Origin of the sequence: Ekhidna lutea (assembly GCF_900188325.1) — a bacterium.
Taxonomy (GTDB): Bacteria; Bacteroidota; Bacteroidia; order Cytophagales; family Cyclobacteriaceae; genus Ekhidna; species Ekhidna lutea.
The window spans coordinates 580466-601164 of sequence record NZ_FZPD01000003.1 but is presented as its reverse complement, the minus strand read 5'-3'; the positions used below and the strand labels follow the sequence as shown (position 1 = coordinate 601164).

Sequence of the window (20699 nt, the reverse complement as noted above, 5' to 3'; positions counted from 1 at the left end):
GTTCGTAAACTATACTCTTTAATACACACGCTTCGGATGCAACTCATGAAAGAAGATGTCCCCATTCGGCACATCAAATTCGATTCCTTCAACTTTCAGATTGTTATCCATTTCAAATGAAACAGTGCCAAAATCGAACCAGGCGTGCTCTTCATCCCAATTGATTTGATACGTATCGTAATGCCAATGCGTCAAGCTTGCTCCCAGTTCCGGCGCATCCTGAAATTCAATGCGCAGGTTTCCATCCTTTTCAGAAATAGTGATATCACCATACATCGGATCATTGTACGTTCCAATCATTTCCTCCTGAGTTAGTGCTGGTTTGGTATCCATTACTCTGGCTGTCCTACGCTCTTCCACCTCCTCTTTATGCCCATTACGCGAACGTGCTCTCTCCAGATATTCAGCAGACCAGTCACGCATATCTTTTTGAATAAATTGGTTCACAATGTACATAGCTAGTGGAGATGAAATGCCTTCCATGGAGTTGGTCAACACGACAATCCCTAACTCCTGATCTGGCACCATCACAACTCTGGAATACATACCATCATATCCTCCTCCATGACTCACTACCAGATTGCCATGATAGTCCATCAGACTCCAGCCAAGCCCATACCCTCTGAAATGAACACCCGGTAAAGATTCTTTTGATTGTTCGCTTATCTTAAAATTGGCATGTGGGGTCCACAGTAAGTTTTGTTGCTCCTTATCTATGTAGGTTATTCCATTCCACTCACCCCCATTGAGGTTCATCATCATCCACTTGGCCATGTCGGTAGAAGAAGAAATGATCCCACCAGCAGCACTTGGTGCATCCCAGCTGGCCCATTCGGATACTTCAGTACCTCTATCAATGGTTGGTTTATGCGGAGTAGCTACGTTATCGTTCAGATCATTTACACTGATTACGGTATTGCTCATTCCAAGAGGCTCCATAAAGTTCGTTTTCACATAGTTTTCCCACGGTTCACCTGTTATCGTTCGTATGACTTCACCGGCAGTAATAAACATTAGATTGGAATACCCGTAACCATCTCTAAATTCAAAAGCTTTGGGAACATGTGCAGCCCTCTTGATGATCTCTTCAGGACTTTTTTCAGACTTGTACCAGATCACATCTCCGCTGAATGTACCCAAACCAACCCGATGGCAGAGTAAATCTTCGACGGTGACCATTGATGAAATGTATTCATCACCATACAAAGTGAAGTAGGGCAAGTAGTCCCTTACTTTGTCTTTCCATGAAAGCTTTCCTTCTTCCACAAGTTTCGCAATACACGAAGCAACAAACGCTTTGGAATTGGAAGCAATGGCAAATAAAGTATTATCGTCAACCTTATCGCTTTTACCCAGCTCTTTTACACCATATCCTTTGCTCAAGACCACCTTTCCATCTTTCACAACACCTACGGACATTCCAGGCACGTCCCAGTCTTTTCTGGCCTGCTCGATGTATTTATCAATTGCTTTTACATCTACCTGGGCGTAAGTAGATAAAAAGAAAAATAAGAGGGTTATGGATAATAGCTTCTTCATTCTTCTGGGTTTGTTGAAGAACGAAAATACAAAAGAATGTAATCAGGTGCTACCAGGTAGAGCTCTTCGCTTTTAATACCGCTTTCATTACATCCTTTTGACTGATTTGGCCCACCAGCTTCCCATCTCTAATAACAGGAAAACGTCTGAGTCTTTTCTCAAGAAACATTTTAGCTGCTTCGAAAATGTTGAGATTAGGATCTACGGTAATTACATTTTTTGCCATATGCTCTTCCACCAAACCAGTGAAGATCGGCATATTATCATATTTACCTTTGACCACTTCCTTGAGACAGTCTCCTTCAGAAATCACACCTACCAATTCACCCTGATCATTAACCACCGGCCCACCTGAAATCTTGTGTTTCATCAAGGCGTCAACCACTTCATGCATGGGTTGGTCAGGCTTAAACGTGATAAGCTTACGAGCCATATAATCTTCGACCTTAAGTGCTTGAGTTTCCTGTGTTTTAGGAGCTTCTGCTCCTCGATAGCTCATTACCATATTTAGCTGAATTTAATGTTTTAAGTAGCATAGAATCTACTCATAAAACACCAATTACCCAAATTTAGTATGTTGATTGATTAACTGGAATGATCTGAAACAATCACCCATTCGTCTCCTAAACGCCTGAAAATAAGCGAGAAATGGCCATTTGGATTATCTGATTTCCTTTTCAGACTCCACTTACCGATGACCGTCCAAAAATCTTCACTAAGCGGTTCCAGACTAATCAAATCGAATGTTAAAATTCCCATTTTTTCTTTATCGGGATAGCTTTTTTTGTAATTGTCCAGGGTAGCCTGCCATCCATACGTCACTCCTTTGCTTCCGATAAAAACCAACTGATCTGACTTCCAGTAGCCCTCCATAAAGCATTCTAAATCTCCATCGTTCCAACATTCCTGTTGCATAGCCAATACTTCACGAATTGCTCGTTCATCTGGGTTTTGGGCGGATAACGAAATACTAATTAGCGTAAGGAATAGAGAAAAGCTGTTTCTCATTTTTTAAGATACGTTTGGATTTTTGCCTTTAACGTTTCTTTATCAGTTGAAATATGTGGATCGCTGTAAATTTTAAGCATCATTTCTCTCAGCACATCCTCATCATACCCAAGTTTACTGGCAATACGCGCACAGAACTTAATTTCTTCCTTATAGATACGACCGTCGATTTTCATCAACTGAACTACGTTGTACAGATAGTCGTATCGCTGGTCATCATTCAACGTTTCCAATCCTTCAATCACTGAAGGGTCTTCGAATGATTCACTGATCTCCTCATTCGACAGACCATTAGCTTTACCAATCTGCTTGATCAGATCAATTTCTTCTTGTACCACAACTCCGTCTACTCGTGCTAGTTGCACAAGCATGTTTAGATGTGATCGGATGATATTTGGAAAATTGCTCTCGATGGCTGTTTTAAATAAGTTATTATATTGCTTTAAGGCGTGAGCCGTGCACAAAAGTAAACCTAGCACGGTTAATCTCAAACTTAAATGGTCGATGCTTAAAACAAACGTAAACCAATGAATTTTCTTGCACATCTCTATTTAAGTGGTGCCGATAAGGAGTTATTGGTTGGAAACTTCATTGGTGATTTTGTGAAGGGATCACAAATGGATGAATATACCGATGGCATTCAAAAAGGCATCCGATTACACCGTGCCATTGATTTCTATACCGACAATCACGATACGGTACTTCAGAGCAAGATTCGATTAAGGGAAAAATTCAGGCATTACGCGCCTGTTATCGTCGATGTTTTTTATGATCATTTTTTAGCGCGGGATTGGGGTCAATTTTCAGATACACCATTAAAGGAGTATACCGAATCTTTTTATGAAACCATGAGCGACTACCATGAAACAGTTCCAAAAGGGGTTGTTCACATGTTAAGTTTCATGGCCCAGGACAACTGGCTGTACAATTATCAATTTATTGAGGGTATAGATCGGGCATTGACAGGAATGAGCAGGCGAACCAAATATGAAAATAAGATGGATGAAGCCTCAAAAGCACTCAAGAACCATTATGAAGATTTTGAAAAGGAGTTTCATCAGTTCTTTCCTGAATTGGAGGAATTTGTAGCCAATTTTGAGAAATGAAGGATATCCTCATCGTCGGTTTTGGTGGATTTATTGGTAGTGCAGCCAGATATAGTGTGTATTTACTCACAGCTAAACATTATGCAGACAAGCCATATACCGGCACTTTAATAGTTAATCTGGTTGGCTGTTTGATCATTGGGGTTTTGAGTGGCGGACTTATTAAACTACAAAATCAAACCGGTTTATTCCTTGTTGCCGGCCTTTGCGGTGGATTCACCACTTTTTCCACGTTTGCGTTGGACGGATTAAAACTAATCAGAGATGGCCTCATTGTACAATTCATTCTTTACGCTTCAATCAGTATGGTTGGTGGGCTTATTGTTTGCCTAATAGGTTTTTACCTTATGAATAAGGGATAATCTTTCTGAGATTTTCTTCGTTATATAGACTCTAACCATTTCAGATGACCAACTACTATCACGTACTAGGGCTCTCTGAGGATGCCACACCTACTGAAATCAAGGCCGCATTCAAACGACTGGCCGTCAAATATCATCCTGATAAACATCCGGGCAGACCTGAAATGGAGGAGAAATTCAAGGAAATCAATATGGCTCATCAAATTCTGTCTGATGAGTACGAGAAAGCCCGATTTGATCTAAAACTAAAGTATCAACAATTTTCACACTCTCAATCCCGTCCTTATACATATAGACCGCCATCAGCAGACCGTTGGAAAAATCAGGCCAGAGCAAGATACAGTAGTGGGCGAGTGGATTACAGACAAAATGCGATTGCAACTGCATATGCATTTGGTATCACATTCCTCATAGCATTATTCGTCATGACAGGTGTCTGGATCAAACAAAGCTATGATGATCGGCAGCTTGAAAAGCTACTTGCAGAGCGTAGATCTACCTATTTAGATGCGAAACAATACTTTGAGGCCGGGGAGTACAAAACAGCCTTTGAACTTATGACTTCTCTCAGCTTTTTCAGAACCGAAGAAAAAGACATGAAGGTTTTTAAGACCACCATGCTGGATCAGATTATAGAAAAAGGAGATCAACAGTTTCGCAGATCAAATTACAACGAGGCAATCAAGTTGTATGAGCTTGTTCAGGAATTTGCGCCTAACCTGCCATTTTATGAATTGAGGCAGAAGCTCGCTGAGTCTTACAAGCGAACGAACCAACCCGAAAAGGCCATTGACATTTTGAAAGACTTTCTTGTTGGTGAATACGAAATCATAGCGTCATTGGTGAAAATTGCTGAGATTCAAATGGATGAGCTTAATAATCCTGAAGAAGCGCTTGACCACCTATTGATAGCCCACAGACTAGCCGTAAAGCGGTACAAAACATACTACGGTGAAGGTTATGCATTGGTAATCAATGAACAATACCTCCCAAAATCACACTACTATCTCTACACATCATTAGCAGATACATACTTAGCATTAGATGATCCTGAAATGGCGATTAAAGCTGCTGATTGGAACAAATACGTATGGCCTGACAGTGCGATTTCATACGTAACCACCGGAAATGCCTATCTCGCAATGGGTCAACGAACTAAGGCCTGTCATGAGTTTGCTGAAGCAAAAGATCGTGATTGGAGAGATGTGTTACCAAATGTTTGCAATTAAATGGCTGGCTACTCAAAAAACCCGCTTTGGAAGAAGCTCAACATCAAAGAAGGATACACCTGCTACCTTTTCAACTCCCCTGAAAACTATTTTGACCTACTTGAGGAAACACCAGTAAACACGCAATGGGATGATGAGTTGCACTCCGTCCCATACGATTTTCAGCATGTTTTTGTAAAAGAGCTGGAGGTAATGGAAGCTCACTGGAACAAATGGAAACAAGCACTAAAAAAGGGTGGCACCATGTGGGTTTCCTGGCCTAAAGGGACGTCCAGCATCACCACTAATCTAAATGGAAATATTGTAAGAGAATTTGGCTTAAAAGGAGGTCTGGTGGATGTGAAAGTATGCGCCGTAGATGAAGACTGGTCAGGGTTGAAGTTTATGTATCGGAAAAAAGATCGTTGAAATCATCATCAACTTTAAACTCAACTTTGCAGCGTTGATTATTGAGTAATTCCATATCATCAACCATAATAAATTCATCCTGCTCTTTCTGCATTTTGGCGTTTGCTTCCTTTTTCACTTTTATCCTTTTTATTGCATCCACAAATCGCCTCATTTCTGTCATATCCTCCAGGATCAACTCCGGCACTTTGGTCGGTTTCCCATCTTCTCCCTTTGCTACCATGGTAAAGTAGCTGTTGTTCGTATGCTTTACTTCGTTGGTTTTTATATTCTCTGAGGTCACTTTTATACCAACCACCAGTGAACTATTCCCTACATAATGAACCGCGGCATCTAATGTGAGTAACTCACCTACCTCCACCGGCTGAAGAAACTCTACACCATCTACTGTCACGGTGACACAATACGTACCTGCATGCTTACTACCAACCGCATAAGCCACTTTATCCATCAACGATAAGATCAATCCTCCATGCACCTTTCCACCAAAGTTGGCAAATGAAGGGATCATCAATTCTGTCAACTTGGTACGGGAAAATTGAACACTGCGTGGCTCCATAATTAAAATTCTACTTTAACGTCTGTGGATTGTTCTCCACTCAATATTTTGATCAGTTCAAATTCATAAGTGACATCCTTTCCTACCTTCCCCACAAGCTGATTCTTACTAACCTTCTTTGCCTTACTCGGCAGATGAATAATTAGCCTTGACTTTGCTCCTTCTAGAAGTGATCCCAACATCATCATGGTAGAATCATTCATTTCAATGTTTTCATTCATTTTAGCCGTTCTGGAAAAAGAGCTGCCATCAAATGAGTATTGCACATCCATTTGAGGAAGATCCATGTTCATTTGACCTCCGGTAGCTTCCTGATTTTCACTCATAAAGTCATTAAACCCCTGAAGTTCATCGATACTCGAGAATGTATATCGTATTCCCGAATTGAGGTATCCTTTCTCTCGACTTCCCTTCATAAACATCTCGATGTTATCAAGGTATTTCTTTTTTGCGGGATCATTTTTGATGCTATCCGGTACTCTTGAGGAGAAATCGATGATGGAGTCTACCTCAGCGGGAAACTGCTCCCAAAGTTGAGCATCTACTACCTGCATGATACTATCCTTGGAAGCATCCGGATATATGCTGGTCATCATACCCATCATCATGGCTCTGGTGGAGCTGACCGCATCAGTGTAAACCACGTACCGGCCGCTTCCATCCTTGTTGAGATAAATTTCTTCGGTGATATTGGCACAGGAGAAAAGGAAAACAAAAAGGACAACTGTTGTCTTTTTTGCAAATCGGGACAGGTTGTTCATGATGTGCGTTTAGGTGATTAGCCCACCAAATCTCCACTCATCTTGCGGCATTTTTTTATTTTACCGCGCAGAATCTGTTTCCAAAAAGGTGAACGAGTCACTACTAATTTAGTCTTTACCCAGAGGTTATTCAAAAATTTACCTTTCCAATTCTTGCTCCCGGCTATGTTTCGTGGCTCTACAACGTATTCAAATCCCCATTTATGAGTTATCTCCAGCACGCATTGATTGCCATAGAGAATCTTATCAGCATTCGGCACATAGATGAAGTCGTAATTAGTACTTTTCGGCTTGTTTGATCGTTTGTTTGCGTCTTTTCGCATCTCCAGATTCTCTGTCGGCAGGTGTTCCTCAACTGTTTTCACTCTTTGGCCCAGACATAGTAATCCGGTGCATAAAAGAAGTGCAGAAATCAGGTGCTGTTTCATAAAGAAACCAAAATAGAGAAAAATTCAGCAATGATTGCTGGTAGTGAGGTGAATAAATAACTTGCGGGGCAAAATTGACGAATCGTGAAGTTTATTATCTCATTTTTTCTGCGAAATGTACCGAGAAAGTACATCCAGCTTTTTAGTCATGTGGTGCTGAGAGTAGTAGCAGTATTTTATCGTGGAAATAAGGTAGAATGTCCGGTTTGTGAATCCAGATTTCGAAAGTTCCTGCCTTATGGACGTAAATCACGGAGCAATGCGCTTTGCCCTAAATGCCTCGCATTAGAACGTCATAGACTCATTTGGCTTTATTTGAAAAGAAAGACTGACTTCTTCACTAAAGAAGCGAAAATGCTTCATGTTGCACCGGAATTATGCTTTATGAGTCGTTTTGATGCACTTGAAAACCTCGAGTATATCACTGCAGATATAGAATCACCATTGGCAAAAGTGAAAATGGACATTCATCAAATTCCTTTTGAAGACAATTCAGTAGACATTATTTTTTGCAATCACGTCTTAGAGCATGTGGATGATGATAGAAAAGCACTCAGTGAAATGCTTCGCGTACTCAAACCGGGAGGATGGGCCATTTTACAGGTTCCATTTTTCTATCCCCTTCCTAAAACCACCTACGAGGACAAGGCAATAGTTGAGCCAAAAGAACGTGAGAAGGCTTTTGGCCAGGATGACCATGTGAGAATGTACGGAGAGGATTATGGTCAACGATTAGGAGAGGCCGGCTTTAAGGTAGTCGAGGAGCGTATCATCGATGAGTTGAGTTCTGAAGAAAAAACACGTTTTGCACTACCAGAGAAAGAGGTGATCTACAAAGTGGTAAAGTGATTATTTAAAACTATACTCCACGCCAAAATACACTTCATAGATAAATTCATTTAGCGGAATGATCGGCCTGTCATCCAGAAGAAAATTAGAGGTCATTTTTATCTTAAATTGATCTGTAAGAGCGTTTTTAAATTCCAGCTGTCCACTAAGTCGATTTCTAAAAGCATCAATTTCAGGATCTCTCCCAGATTGAAAGTATGCGATAGCATTGACATTTATTGATTCAGTAAGTTTTACATCGGCACTCAGGTAGGAATTTAGTTTCCAAAGATTTTTATTTACTTCACCTTCCGGGCCATTCCATCGCTCATTTTCTCTAAAAATTCCAATCCCGGCAAATAGTGAATTCTCTTTTTGAAGGATGTTCCAACGGAGACCACCCCCATACAGCATCCTGAACTCCATATTCCTGGATTCATCAAATTGGCCTTGCACAAAAAACTCAGGTGTTAGAGGAGCGGATCGTCGCAATACTTGTCTTAGATGTGCTGTTCCATTATAGATCAATGGTCCATCACCTATTTTGAAATAGTTTAAACCACTAATCAGCACAGTCGCAGATTTTTCTGCTATGTAAACCAGATCCACGTTATTGTTAATCCCTACATAGATGTTTTGCTGATCAACCGTGGAGCTTCGATTATTTATGGCAAAAGTGGCATCAATAACACCGGTAAAGTAATTCGCAGAATCTGTGGCCAGAAACCCTTTGTCTACTTTGAGGATTTGCGAAAATGTAGTGCTAAAAGCAACTACTAAAAATACGAAAGTAGCTAACCTCATGAAAGGCAAAACTAATAGCTGAAAACCTCTTATCTTTATTAACTAACCAATCGTTGTGATTAATTTTTTCAAACGTGAATTTGGCCCTTATTTCAGGGATTTTAGCGAATACGACTTTAAGTTTTTTCGAACATTCAGGGATGCATTTGTCCGGCCTACTAAGATCATTGAAGCAAATGATGGTACCTATACAGGGGAACTAAAATTCACCTTTAATGTATTCACCATACTTTTTGTTATCTACTATTTGTACAATTCAGCAGGCATTCATGTTGGTGATTTTCAAATGTGGAAATATCCTCTTCCTCACCAACGATACGTAGAATTAAATAAGAGTATTGAGGAAGATTATTTTGGCTACATAACAGCTATAGCATTTATACCTTTCTATTTTCTTTCGCTAAAACTCCTTTTTTTCAGAAAAAAGCCATGGGGATTTTTTCTTTCTGCATCATTCTACCTGACATCTGTAATGTTCACGCTCTTCATTGTTTTGGCTTTCGTATTGAATAGCCTGGATATCGAATCAGAACTAATAATCATTCCTACTTTCTTTTTCATCTCTGTTTACCCTGTAATTGCACTTCGAATTCAGCATTGGTTCTGGTCAACTCTTAAAGGAGTTATCGCTGTTATTTTTCCATTTGTTATTAGTTCTGCTTTGATGCTGGACATGCTGGATAACCTCATAATAAATCTCATACAGAATGAAGAGGTGTTGGAGATGAAGCCGTCTAATGAACTTGTGGTAAAAGCAGATGCTTTAGAATTTGAACCTGGGGGAATACAACAAGTTGAAATGATCGACCATAATAGCTTCATTGTTATGGGAGGAGATAATATTTCGTGGTTCGAAAAAGAAATAATATCTGCCAGCATACCGCTTACTGACTATCACTCTAAAAAAATGCTTCTCCTGAATGAAAGTGGGCCATTGTTAGTTGTCTGCTACCATGAATATGATGGGGTCTTAGAAGAGAGTGTAATGACTCTCTATTCCATGAAAGGAGATACGCTATGGAATAAAAGGATGAATGCAAGTAATCCATGGAAAACATTGTCATTTACTCGTTCTGATAGAGATACATATTTAATTTATTCATTAGGCAATAGAGTTAGCCTATCCAAAACAAATAATAAATGGGTGGGAGATGTAGAAGTTTTACCAACTTCAGATGTATTAACAGAATTCCAATCAACAGATAGGGGGGATTTCCGCATTATCACTAAAAAAGGAAATCATCATATTATCAGCTATTCACTTGAATTTGTTGGTTTTTCTGATACTATCCATTGGACAAGAGACATTTATGTTAAAAGTGGACCCTTTGATCCACTTGATGAACTTACCATTTCCTACGATTCTTCAAATCAAACCATTTACACCCATTATACTTTGGCAAATGATTCGACCTATGAAGCTCACCTGAATGCAATTGATATTAAAACTGGTCAATTTGATTGGAGCAATTCGATTACAATCCCGGCTCATGTTACTGAATATGAAGGATTAACGTTTGATGATGATTATCTCTATCTCTACGGGGAAGGACATAAATTTTATTCCGAATGGTTTTGGCAGCCAACATATCATATCGGACTGCTGGTTAAGGCGGACAAAAAAACTGGAGTCAAATTGAATCACGTCTTTCTTGGGCCAAATGAGAACTGGGATGCTCACTCACACATTTATGGGGTTTCGTCAGTAAAAGACTCTATAATTCTTCTTACTTACGACCAACCAAAGGAATCTATTATGGGGGAGGATACAGATGACCTTATCCTCAAAAGCATGTCCAAAGACTTCTAATACCCCGAAGAGAGTTAATGTTTTCAGTAAAAACTTACCGTCTGAAATTGTTTCATAAATACGCTCGGTTTTTTACATATTCCTCCTATACTGCCCACCTACCTCAAACATTGAGTGTGTAATCTGACCTAATGAACAGTACTTGGAAGCTTCCATTAATGCTTCAAATGTATTTTCATTATGTAAAGCTGCCTCCTGAAGTTTTTTTAATAGCTCAGCAGATTTGCTTGCATTGCCTTTCTGCATCTCCCGCAAATTGTGAATTTGTTGCTCCTTCTCTTCCTTCGTAGCACGTATTACTTCATCAGGAATAACAGTTGGTGATCCTTTAGAAGAAAGGAATGTATTCACACCGATTATTGGTAACTCACCCGTGTGTTTTAATGTCTCGTAATACATCGACTCTTCCTGAATCTTGCCTCGCTGATACATACTCTCCATCGCACCAAGCACACCTCCTCTTTCCGTAATTCGGTCGAATTCCATCATCACAGCCTCCTCAACCAAATCGGTCAATTCTTCTGTTATGAACGATCCCTGCATTGGATTCTCATTCTTAGCCAATCCAAGTTCTTTGTTAATGATCAATTGGATAGCCATCGCGCGACGTACAGAACCCTCAGTTGGAGTTGTAATCGCCTCGTCGTAAGCGTTCGTATGCAGCGAATTACAATTGTCATAGATAGCATAAAGTGCCTGCAACGTGGTTCGGATATCGTTAAAGTCAATCTCCTGAGCGTGAAGGGAACGACCGGAGGTTTGAATGTGATATTTCAGCTTTTGAGCACGCTCATTAGCTCCGTACTTGAGCTTCATTGCTTTAGACCAGATTCTTCTGGCTACTCGTCCGATCACTGCATATTCTGCATCTACGCCATTGGAGAAGAAGAATGAAAGGTTTGGTGCAAAAGCATTGATGTCCATTCCTCTTGATAGATAGTATTCAACGAAAGTGAAGCCATTGGCTAATGTGAACGCCAGCTGTGTAATGGGATTTGCACCTGCTTCAGCGATATGATAACCAGAAATGGAAACAGAATAAAAGTTTCTGACATTATTGTCAATAAAATATTGTTGCACATCTCCCATCAATCGAAGTGAATACTCCGTTGAAAATATACACGTGTTTTGTGCCTGATCCTCTTTCAGAATGTCTGCTTGCACCGTGCCACGCACCGACGAAAGTGCTTTCGCCTTCATTTCCTGGTACACATCTGCTGGCAGCACCTGATCGCCAGATACTCCTAGTAGCATCAAACCCAATCCATTGTGTCCTTCTGGTAGATCACCGCTGTATGTAGGACGCTCCACACCGGCATCTTTGTACATCTTCGCAATTTTCGCTTCGATCTCTTTTTCCAGCCCATTTTCTTTGATGTACTTTTCACACTGCTGATCAATCGCAGCATTCATAAAGAATGCACAGATCGTTGCTGCAGGACCATTAATGGTCATAGAAACAGAGGTAGTCGGATCACATAGATCAAAACCAGAGTATAATTTTTTTGCATCATCCAGGCAGCAGATACTCACACCGGAGTTACCAATCTTTCCATAGATGTCCGGACGATGATCCGGATCTTCTCCATAAAGCGTTACCGAATCAAATGCTGTTGAAAGTCGTGCTGCCGGTAGTCCGGTAGACACATAGTGAAATCTTTTATTTGTTCGCTCAGGGCCTCCTTCCCCAGCGAACATTCGTGTGGGATCTTCTCCTTTTCGTTTGAAAGGAAACACACCAGCAGTATAAGGAAACTCCCCCGGTACATTTTCCTGAAGGCTCCAATGGAGGATATCTCCCCACCCTTCATATCGCGGCAATGATACTTTTTGCAATTTGGTATGTGAAAGCGTCTCGGTAGTCGTTTCCACCTTTATTTCTTTGCCTCGTACTTCGTACGTGTACTCTTCACCTTCATAGTTGGCTTTCTTGGCGTCCCACTCTTCTAAAAGCTTCAAGTTGTGCGGATCGAGATCCAACTTTAATTCCTCTTTCGCTTTATCAATGGCTGCCAAAGCATCTTTCTGGTCTTTTAAGATCTCTCCTGATTTCTCAAGACTGTAGAGCTTCTGTGCAACTTCTTTTTGCTGAAGTGCTTTTTCATTGTACCCACGAATGGTTTCAGTAATCTCAGATAGATATCTGGTTCTTTTTGGAGGTATGATGAATACTTTTTCACTCATCTCCTCCGAGCTTTCAAAAGATGATTTTAACTCCGCACCTGTTTTCTCAGCTATCAAATTCATCAATGATAGATACAGCTGATTCATGCCCGGGTCATTGAATTGTGAAGCAATGGTCCCGAAAACAGGCAGGTCTTCCGGCTTGGCATCCCACAATTGATGATTTCGTTGGAATTGCTTTTTCACATCCCGCAATGCATCCAAAGCGCCTCGCTTATCAAACTTATTGAGCGCGATCATATCAGCAAAGTCGAGCATGTCAATTTTCTCAAGCTGGGTAGCCGCACCATACTCGGGCGTCATCACGTAAAGAGATGCATCAGAGTGATCGGTGATTTCAGTATCTGACTGACCAATCCCTGACGTTTCCAGAATGATCAGATCAAATCCGGCGGCTTTCACCACGTCAATAGCGTCCTGCACATATTTAGAAAGTGCCAGGTTAGATTGACGAGTAGCCAGTGAACGCATATACACACGCTCATTGAAGATTGCATTCATTCGGATTCTGTCTCCGAGTAATGCACCACCAGTCTTCCGCTTAGATGGGTCGACAGAAATCACCGCAATGTTTTTGTCTTTGAAGTCCACGAGGAATCTTCTAACCAGCTCATCTACTAAGGAAGATTTACCTGCTCCTCCCGTTCCGGTGATTCCCAATACAGGAGTATTGGACGCCTGCTTTCGCAGCGCTTCCATTTCTTCTTTGTTTTGATCAGGGTAGTTCTCAGCTGAAGAGATTATCCGGGCAATCGTCTTATGATCTTTGGTATTGATCTTTTTAACCTGTCCATTCAGGTTCTCACCAATCGCAAAATCACTTTGTTTCACCAGGTCATTGATCATACCTTGCAGTCCCATGGAGCGCCCATCATCCGGAGAGTAAATACGCGTGATTCCATGCTTGTGTAGTTCCTCAATTTCTTCCGGAAGGATAGTACCTCCCCCCCCACCAAAAATCTTGATTTGCTCTGCACCTCTTTCTTTCAGCAGATCATACATGTATTTGAAATACTCCACATGCCCACCCTGATAAGAAGTAATGGCGATGGCTTGTGCATCTTCCTGGATGGCACAGTCTACAATCTCTTGCACGGCACGATTATGTCCCAAATGGATCACTTCACAGCCGGTAGACTGAATGATTCGTCGCATGATATTGATCGCTGCATCGTGTCCATCAAAAAGCGATGCGGCTGTAACGATACGAATGTGATTTTTGGGTTTATATATCTCTGCTACTTGGGTCATGTCGCTTCAAAATTTTGGGACTGCAAAATTACTGAAAATGGAGGGGAAATAGAGGGATTTGGTTTGATGACGATTGAATACCAGTATCCTTTGGATGGATAAAGGATTAAAAAGATTTTATTTGGAGTGAAATATCAAGGCCTTAAAATCATTCGGTTCAAATGCGAATTTGTTAATGATATGTATTTTGGCATAATGAGAGAATATCCAGGAATCTTAGATAGGGTTAAGGCTGCTTTTATGGATGGTATAATAATGATCATTCTAATGATCCTAGCTAAGCAATTATTCCAAATGTTCGATGAAGTTCCCGATTTGATGCGAGCCCTTGCTTTTATTCTGATATGGGCAGTTTACGAGCCTTTGAGTGTTAGTCTAACAGGAAAGACCCTCGGGCATGCTGCTAATGGAATTTGTGTGAAAAAGGATCAAAATCATGACAAAAACTTGAATTTCGTCAGCGCATTGTTCAGATTCATCATAAAATTTTTCTTAGGATGGATATCATTACTAGTTGTCTCTACAAATGATAAAAGAAGGGCTATTCATGATTATGCTATTGGATCAGTAGTATTGTATAAAAATTGAATTATATCATAATACTCTCACAAGCATCCGCTTGTGCTTTTGTGCACCTATCAATCCCCCTAGCCCCCTTATTCAAGGGGGAATACATCCATTTTTGATTTGAATAAAATAAGGAAGGAATCCCCCTTTTCCAAAGGGGGTGACTTGATTCGAAGAATCAAGTCGGGGGATTCGACGAAACACAGACAAGGAGTTCGACGCATTCAAATTCAAGATATTCAACGCAACGTTTCTATTTTTACTTCATGTACTACCTGCCGTACAACAAGAACCTGAAACAGTTTTCGCGAGACCTACGGAACAACAGCACACTGGGTGAGGTGCTGCTATGGCAGGAGCTGAGAGCATGATCAATCAAAGGCTATAAATTCAACCGACAGAAACCGCTCGATCAATACATCGTGGATTTCTATTGCAAGAAGCTCAACCTGGTAATCGAAGTGGATGGAAGCAGTCACTATCATGAAGAGGCTCGTATGCAGGATCAGGCCAGACAGGAAATTCTTGAAGCGATGGAGCTATCATTCCTCCGGTTTGACGATCTGGATGTAAAGCAAAACATGGCTTTTTTGTTGGGGGAGATTTATCGTTTTGTGGAGGAGTGGGAGAAGAAGAAATCCCCCTAGCCCCCTTTAGGAAAGGGGGAATCCCTCTGATATTAGTTTACCTTTCCAAGATGCAAAAATCCCTCTGCTTCCTTTCCGACCTTGCTGAAAACAACAATCGAGAATGGTTCCAAACCAATAAGCCAGCCTATGAATCCGCGCTGGATGAGATGATTGCATTTGCAGATCAATTGCTGAGTGAAATGAACAAACATGATGTGATTGAAACGCCAACGGGTAAAAAGAGCTTGTTTAGAATTTATCGGGACGTCCGGTTTTCGAAAGATAAAACACCGTACAAAACACACTGGGCAGGAAGGTTTAGGCGTGCAGGAGCTGACAGACGTGGCGGATATTTTTACAAAATAGGCCTTGATGAAGCGTATGTCATGGGGGGATTCTTTGGGCCAAACGCCCAGGACATGCTGCATTTCAGAAATCAAATTGCATCAGATGCTGATCCATTGAGAGCGGTTCTTCAGTCTAAAGCATTTAAAAATGCATTTGGTGAATTGCTAGGTGAACAATTAAAGACAGCTCCAAAGGGATTTGAAAAAGATCATCCGGAGATTGACCTACTCAGATATAAGCAATACATCATCCGACATGACTTTACCCAAAGACAGGTGAAAGATTCAAATTTTCCTGAGATAATGTCTGATGCTTTTAAAGAAATGCGACCTTTTTTGGACTGTATGACAGAAATGATTACGACTGATCTGAATGGTATTTCTTTAATATAGGTTAGGCATTCAAGCCGAAATTCTAAGGATTACAGACTAGCAACTCCTATCTATTTTCTGTATCTTGGTTGTTCACCAATCACTCTAAATCTTATGGATCGACGAAGATTCTTAGCGCGCTCCGGAACAGCTTTCGGAACGGCACTATTCACTCCCGCCCTTGTAGCCTGTACAGAAGAGCAATCCCAGACACTTGACACGAACTCATGGCAAAGCATTCGAGAGCAATTCCTGCTCGATCATAGCCACATCCAAATGGCGCAAATGCTGCTTGCCTCCCACCCGACACCTGTTAGAGAAGCAATTCAAAAGCATAGAGATGCTTTTGATCGAAATCCTGCTCTCTATTGGGAAGAAAACTGGCGGCCACAAGAAGATATCGTGAGCAAGGCTGCTGCTAAATACATGAATGTAGATCCCGGTGAAGTGGTACTTACCGATAGCACTACCCAAAGTCTTGCCATGCTATATAATGGCTTCAAACTCAAACCTGGAGATGAAATCCTGACGACCACACACGACCATTATGCTACAGAAATGTCTTTAAAATTTGCCTGTGATAAGAACGGTGCAACAATCAATCGAATTGCAGAGTATGCTGATCCTGTAACTGCAACTGTGGATGAGATCACTTCTAATATTTCAAATGCTATTACAGACAAAACGCGTATCGTAGCTGTTACATGGGTTCACTCATGCACAGGTATCAAACTCCCGATAAAAGCTATCTCTGAAGTCATAGCCGATGTGAATACCAACCGATCAATAGCTGATCGCATTTATTTCTGTGTGGACGGGGTTCATGGTTTTGGAAATCAGGATGAAGACATTTCAGGTCTTGGATGTGATTTCTTTGCGGCAGGTACGCATAAATGGATATTCGGCCCTCGTGGTACAGGTATACTTTGGGGGAAAAAGGACGCATGGGATGCTGTGGCGCCCACTATACCTGCTTTTAGATGGAATCCATACGGCATGTGGCTCGGATTCCCACCCGAAGGAGAAGTCACCTTTGGAGAGATGTGCTCGCCGGGTGGTTTTCATGCGTTTGATCATCGTTGGGCACTGGATGCTGCCTTTGAGTTTCAAATGGAAATTGGCCGAAATAAAGTACACCAACGTACTACAGAATTAAATACACGACTCAAGGATGGTATCAAAGAGATGAAGCACATAAAACTGCTCACACCTTTGTCTCCGGAACTTTCGGCTGGAATCAACTGCTTTGAAATTGATGGGTTGGATGCGGAGACCACTGTTAAGAAATTTCATGAACAAGGCGTGATTGCAAGTTCTTCACCTTACAGAATAAGTTATGCTCGTTTGACTCCATGTATTATTAATACGGAAGAAGAGGTAGATAAAAGTCTGGAAGCTTTGGAGATGATTAAAGCGTAGCGCTAAACCACAAAAGACGTCTGAGTTTGACTTTCTCATTAAATCTGTTGATACGGCTTTACATTTTCTATTTTTAGCCCATGGCCAGCATAATAGGTATAGGAGGAATCAGTAGGTCCGGAAAGTCTACCCTAGCTAAGAATCTAAAAAAGAGACTGAAACCACAAAAGGTGCTACTCATCGATATGGATGAGTATGTATTTCCCGAAAGAGAACTTCCGCAGATCAAAGACCTACCAAATTACGAAGTACCGGAATCCATCGATTATGATCGAGTCATTGCGCTGATAAAAAAGTGTGAGTCCGACTATGATTTCATCATTGTGGAAGGAATTCTGGCATTCGCTTGCAATGAATTGAACAGTCATTACAATTTGACTGTATTTATTGAAATCTCAAAACCAAAATTCCTGAAGCACAGAATGGAAGAAACCAGATGGGGTAAAGAACCGGATTGGTACGTAGAATATGTTTGGGAAGCCCATTTGAAATATGGTCGGTATCCCTATGCTGATTTGACTTTATCTGGTGAAAACGATCTGACTGAAAAAGATTTAAATGAAATGGCTGTTCGTGCCACGGTTTAAAATAAAAAATCCCGACCTCTCGGCCGGGATTCAATTTACAATAACCTATAAACCAAAAATATTTACTGAATAAAGTCTAACGTTAAGTTCTTTACATCATTTGGCACGAATGGGTTCATGCCTGAGAGATCAACAAAAGCTGCATCAAAACTTGCAGGTTTGTTGTCTTCTCCAGAAGTGATGAAGCCATTATTATTGAAATAAGCGGGCGAGTGAGCCTCAGCAAGAATCGCATCTATGATACTCTGATCTAAATCTGCAACTGCATTTATTTCTGCTTCCAATACAGCAAAAACTGAGTAATCCACTAACACATCATTTGTAGTAGTTGAAGAAGGTGGAAGTGCCAGCTTGGCTACACCTAAATCAGTTGATTCATCCCCACGTGCAACAAACGCATAGTTTCTTCCACCTGAAAAATTCGGATCGATGATTTCAATATTTGGGTGGTTGGAGTTACCCATAACATCTACAATGTCACCTTTCTTACCCACAAACATTTTCATATTATCAATGTCTCCATTGTCAACTGTTTCTAATCCAGAGATAGACACAGTCATGGTGGCATCATAATTTGCATCATCCTCGCTGTAATCTATTCTGATAAAAGCATCTACAGCGTCGCTATCTCTACGGTCAATGTTATAAGGCTTTAAAATCGCAACACCTACCACAGGATTCGAATTCCATAATATCTGCAGTGCCATCTCACTGTTTTCGGTATCAACCATCGTCATTTCATAATCATAGGCAGTTCCACCTCGATTTACTGCTTCTGTTAGATCTATGCGCTTTTCACGTCCATCATCGTCACTTTCAAATGTGTATGACCGAACTTTTTGTGTTTCCAGCGCAACAGCTACTTGTAGTGTGAACTTTACAATTTCAGCAGAACCCTCTCCGATCTTAATAAAATGTCTGAGGCTTTCATAGATCTCGTTTCCTTCAATAACTCCATCTCCATCTCCGGCAGTACGGGCATTAAGCCCGCCCGCATTATCGCTAATTGACTGAGGTATATCCACAGAAAATTCTGATGGAATGTCGATACTACTTGGGATTTCATCATCATTCGAGCATGCTATCAAGAATGTGAAGCTTAGAAATAAGGCAATTAATTTTAGTGATTTCATAATGATTCAATTTTAGTAGTACTACAGGCAAGTGGAAAATCACCCTACCAATAAATCTAACTATCGTAAGATAAAACCTTTAAAATACATCTTAGCTCCAATTATCTACTCAAATGATCGCTTGGTCTAAAAAGTGATCATTTGTTATATCACAAAAAAAGCGACCCAATAGAGTCGCTCTTTTCGTAAGCATGAAGAAGATTTATTGACAATTGTAGGCTAGGCTGAAAGTTTCCTCAGAAGTTTCATTAGGCGGCTCAGCATCTTCATAGAGTATATTGACACTCGTTGGGTAATTATCAGCGTTGTATGAATAGGTGAATGTCTCAGAATAGCCATGCCCGGCAACATAGGTTTGAGTGATACTGGTAACATTATTAACAGATACATACCAAAACAGATTCTCAAAATATATCAGGCTTGCAAGATCATTGTAAAATGGATTTTGCTTGGTATCGTAGCTGAATGTTTCCGTTCCGCTAGCAGTCCCCTGATCTAGTTCTTCAATGGAAGACACATTGTCACCGGAATAACTGACCAATTCAGAATTATCCAAAGTCATCGCGCTACCATCTTCAGAAGTCCAATTCTCCACTTTACTCAACCGGTCCTGATCATAGAAAAAACGATATTCATCTACATAATCAGTGCCTGAATCAACAATTTTTGAGATACGATCTCCATCATAGGTGAAGATTAGTTGCGAATCAGCTGAGCCATTATCAAGCCACTCGCCAGATACCGCCTTCCCACCTGAATAGGTCAATTTTAGCTCTTCCGTTTCTGTAGCTCCTGTTTCTTCATCAGTATACGAATCTAAAATAGAGGTGATATGACCGTCATCATTGGTAGTGAAGGTTAAGGCTCCATCCCCATAATTCAGGCTTGTGATCTCACATGCTCCTGTAGTTCCATTGCCCTCTTCTACATCATTAAGACTTATGGTAACAATGGCTTGTTCAGTGAGTTCACCGTCGGTAACGGCAACAGAAATTTCAAAACTCGAAGTGCTTTCAAAGTCAAGTGCGTTGGAGTTTTGCACAGTAAGTTCCCCTGAGCTTGACAAACTAAAGTTGTCATTATCTCCGATAATACTAAATGTCACATCATCACCATCAGGATCTGAGGCGCTTACTGTTCCTATGACAGTTCCATTTGGACTGTTCTCATCAACGGAAAAGGATTGATCAGCAATAGACGGTGCTTGATTCTCATCAGGACCGGGATCTTCCTCCCCGGTTTCGCAGGATATTAAACTCAATATCAGTGTAATAACAATAAATTTTACTAGGTACTTTTTCATGGCAGTAGTGTTTTTTTGTTGGTGTTGAAACATCAAATGACGACACATATTAACTGGCAATCAAT

Annotated in this window: 22 protein-coding genes; 11 read left to right on the top strand and 11 right to left on the bottom strand. The window is 40.8% G+C overall.

What is annotated here, in order from left to right; genetic code table 11:
• Positions 1–18: 18 nt before the first annotated feature.
• The 4 genes from CHB71_RS10510 to CHB71_RS10495 all read right to left on the bottom strand — a co-directional run bounded on the left by CHB71_RS10510 (position 19) and on the right by CHB71_RS10495 (position 2918).
• Positions 19–1539 carry a serine hydrolase gene (locus tag CHB71_RS10510; RefSeq protein WP_089356865.1) on the bottom strand — a complete coding sequence of 507 codons (1521 nt, stop codon included), beginning with the start codon at positions 1537–1539 and terminating at the stop codon, positions 19–21.
• Positions 1540–1588: 49 nt separating this feature from the next.
• Positions 1589–2038, bottom strand: coding sequence for a CBS domain-containing protein (locus tag CHB71_RS10505; RefSeq protein WP_317043979.1), 450 nt, complete (start codon positions 2036–2038; stop codon positions 1589–1591).
• Between the two features lie 86 nt (positions 2039–2124).
• Complete coding sequence (locus CHB71_RS10500; protein WP_089356863.1) at positions 2125–2547, bottom strand: YybH family protein; 423 nt, start codon at positions 2545–2547, stop codon at positions 2125–2127.
• On the bottom strand, positions 2544–2918 hold the full coding sequence (locus tag CHB71_RS10495) for a tellurite resistance TerB family protein (protein ID WP_089356862.1): 375 nt from the start codon (positions 2916–2918) through the stop codon (positions 2544–2546). Before CHB71_RS10495 ends, CHB71_RS10500 begins: the two co-directional genes overlap by 4 nt.
• A gap of 156 nt (positions 2919–3074) precedes the next feature.
• On the opposite strand from CHB71_RS10495, the gene CHB71_RS10490 reads away from it, so the two are divergent.
• From CHB71_RS10490 to CHB71_RS10475, 4 genes are read left to right on the top strand one after another with little or no spacing between them, the layout of a single operon-like run.
• Entirely contained in the window at positions 3075–3653 is a 579-nt protein-coding gene (locus tag CHB71_RS10490) for an acyl carrier protein phosphodiesterase (RefSeq protein ID WP_089356861.1), read from the top strand.
• Positions 3650–4015, top strand: a complete 366-nt coding sequence (gene crcB, locus CHB71_RS10485) for a fluoride efflux transporter CrcB (RefSeq protein WP_089356860.1) — start codon at positions 3650–3652, stop codon at positions 4013–4015. Before CHB71_RS10490 ends, crcB begins: the two co-directional genes overlap by 4 nt.
• Before the next feature lie 44 nt (positions 4016–4059).
• A complete protein-coding gene (locus CHB71_RS10480) occupies positions 4060–5244 on the top strand; it encodes a J domain-containing protein (protein WP_089356859.1) in 1185 nt (394 codons plus the stop codon).
• The gene (locus CHB71_RS10475) at positions 5245–5652 is read left to right on the top strand and encodes a hypothetical protein (protein ID WP_089356858.1); all 408 of its coding nucleotides are present in this window, start codon (positions 5245–5247) and stop codon (positions 5650–5652) included.
• Here the strand turns inward: CHB71_RS10475 and CHB71_RS10470 are convergent.
• From CHB71_RS10470 to CHB71_RS10460, 3 genes are read right to left on the bottom strand one after another with little or no spacing between them, the layout of a single operon-like run.
• Positions 5627–6211 (bottom strand): acyl-CoA thioesterase, encoded by a 585-nt coding sequence (locus tag CHB71_RS10470; protein ID WP_089356857.1) that lies wholly within the window; start codon positions 6209–6211, stop codon positions 5627–5629. The genes CHB71_RS10475 and CHB71_RS10470 overlap by 26 nt on opposite strands.
• Positions 6212–6213: 2 nt before the next feature.
• A complete protein-coding gene (locus CHB71_RS10465) occupies positions 6214–6972 on the bottom strand; it encodes a hypothetical protein (protein WP_089356856.1) in 759 nt (252 codons plus the stop codon).
• A gap of 17 nt (positions 6973–6989) precedes the next feature.
• Complete coding sequence (locus CHB71_RS10460) at positions 6990–7400, bottom strand: hypothetical protein (RefSeq protein WP_089356855.1); 411 nt, start codon at positions 7398–7400, stop codon at positions 6990–6992.
• A gap of 84 nt (positions 7401–7484) precedes the next feature.
• Here CHB71_RS10460 and CHB71_RS10455 point away from each other — a divergent pair, with 84 nt between their 5' ends.
• Positions 7485–8249, top strand: coding sequence for a class I SAM-dependent methyltransferase (locus tag CHB71_RS10455; protein WP_089356854.1), 765 nt, complete (start codon positions 7485–7487; stop codon positions 8247–8249).
• Here the strand turns inward: CHB71_RS10455 and CHB71_RS10450 are convergent, their stop codons facing one another.
• The gene (locus CHB71_RS10450; RefSeq protein ID WP_089356853.1) at positions 8250–9032 is read right to left on the bottom strand and encodes a DUF481 domain-containing protein; all 783 of its coding nucleotides are present in this window, start codon (positions 9030–9032) and stop codon (positions 8250–8252) included.
• A gap of 55 nt (positions 9033–9087) precedes the next feature.
• On the opposite strand from CHB71_RS10450, the gene CHB71_RS10445 reads away from it, so the two are divergent.
• Positions 9088–10842, top strand: a complete 1755-nt coding sequence (locus CHB71_RS10445; RefSeq protein WP_089356852.1) for a hypothetical protein — start codon at positions 9088–9090, stop codon at positions 10840–10842.
• A 72-nt stretch (positions 10843–10914) separates the two neighbouring features.
• On the opposite strand, the gene CHB71_RS10440 is transcribed toward CHB71_RS10445, so the two are convergent.
• Positions 10915–14277 (bottom strand): methylmalonyl-CoA mutase family protein, encoded by a 3363-nt coding sequence (locus tag CHB71_RS10440; RefSeq protein WP_089356851.1) that lies wholly within the window; start codon positions 14275–14277, stop codon positions 10915–10917.
• Between the two features lie 195 nt (positions 14278–14472).
• Here CHB71_RS10440 and CHB71_RS10435 point away from each other — a divergent pair, with 195 nt between their 5' ends.
• The 5 genes from CHB71_RS10435 to CHB71_RS10415 all read left to right on the top strand — a co-directional run bounded on the left by CHB71_RS10435 (position 14473) and on the right by CHB71_RS10415 (position 18198).
• Positions 14473–14865, top strand: coding sequence for an RDD family protein (locus CHB71_RS10435; RefSeq protein ID WP_179213376.1), 393 nt, complete (start codon positions 14473–14475; stop codon positions 14863–14865).
• A gap of 353 nt (positions 14866–15218) precedes the next feature.
• Positions 15219–15491 carry an endonuclease domain-containing protein gene (locus tag CHB71_RS19010; RefSeq protein ID WP_262485927.1) on the top strand — a complete coding sequence of 91 codons (273 nt, stop codon included), beginning with the start codon at positions 15219–15221 and terminating at the stop codon, positions 15489–15491.
• 50 nt (positions 15492–15541) lie between these two features.
• Positions 15542–16213: a DUF2461 domain-containing protein gene (locus tag CHB71_RS10425; RefSeq protein WP_089356849.1), complete on the top strand. Its 672-nt coding sequence runs from the start codon at positions 15542–15544 to the stop codon at positions 16211–16213.
• Between the two features lie 93 nt (positions 16214–16306).
• Positions 16307–17611 (top strand): aminotransferase class V-fold PLP-dependent enzyme, encoded by a 1305-nt coding sequence (locus tag CHB71_RS10420; RefSeq protein WP_089356848.1) that lies wholly within the window; start codon positions 16307–16309, stop codon positions 17609–17611.
• A gap of 80 nt (positions 17612–17691) precedes the next feature.
• On the top strand, positions 17692–18198 hold the full coding sequence (locus CHB71_RS10415; RefSeq protein WP_089356847.1) for a uridine kinase family protein: 507 nt from the start codon (positions 17692–17694) through the stop codon (positions 18196–18198).
• A gap of 62 nt (positions 18199–18260) precedes the next feature.
• Here CHB71_RS10415 and CHB71_RS10410 read toward each other — a convergent pair whose 3' ends face one another.
• Together CHB71_RS10410 and CHB71_RS10405 are read right to left on the bottom strand one after the other, a co-directional pair.
• Positions 18261–19331, bottom strand: coding sequence for a hypothetical protein (locus CHB71_RS10410; RefSeq protein ID WP_089356846.1), 1071 nt, complete (start codon positions 19329–19331; stop codon positions 18261–18263).
• Between the two features lie 202 nt (positions 19332–19533).
• Positions 19534–20634: a cadherin repeat domain-containing protein gene (locus tag CHB71_RS10405; RefSeq protein ID WP_179213375.1), complete on the bottom strand. Its 1101-nt coding sequence runs from the start codon at positions 20632–20634 to the stop codon at positions 19534–19536.
• Positions 20635–20699: the final 65 nt, after the last annotated feature.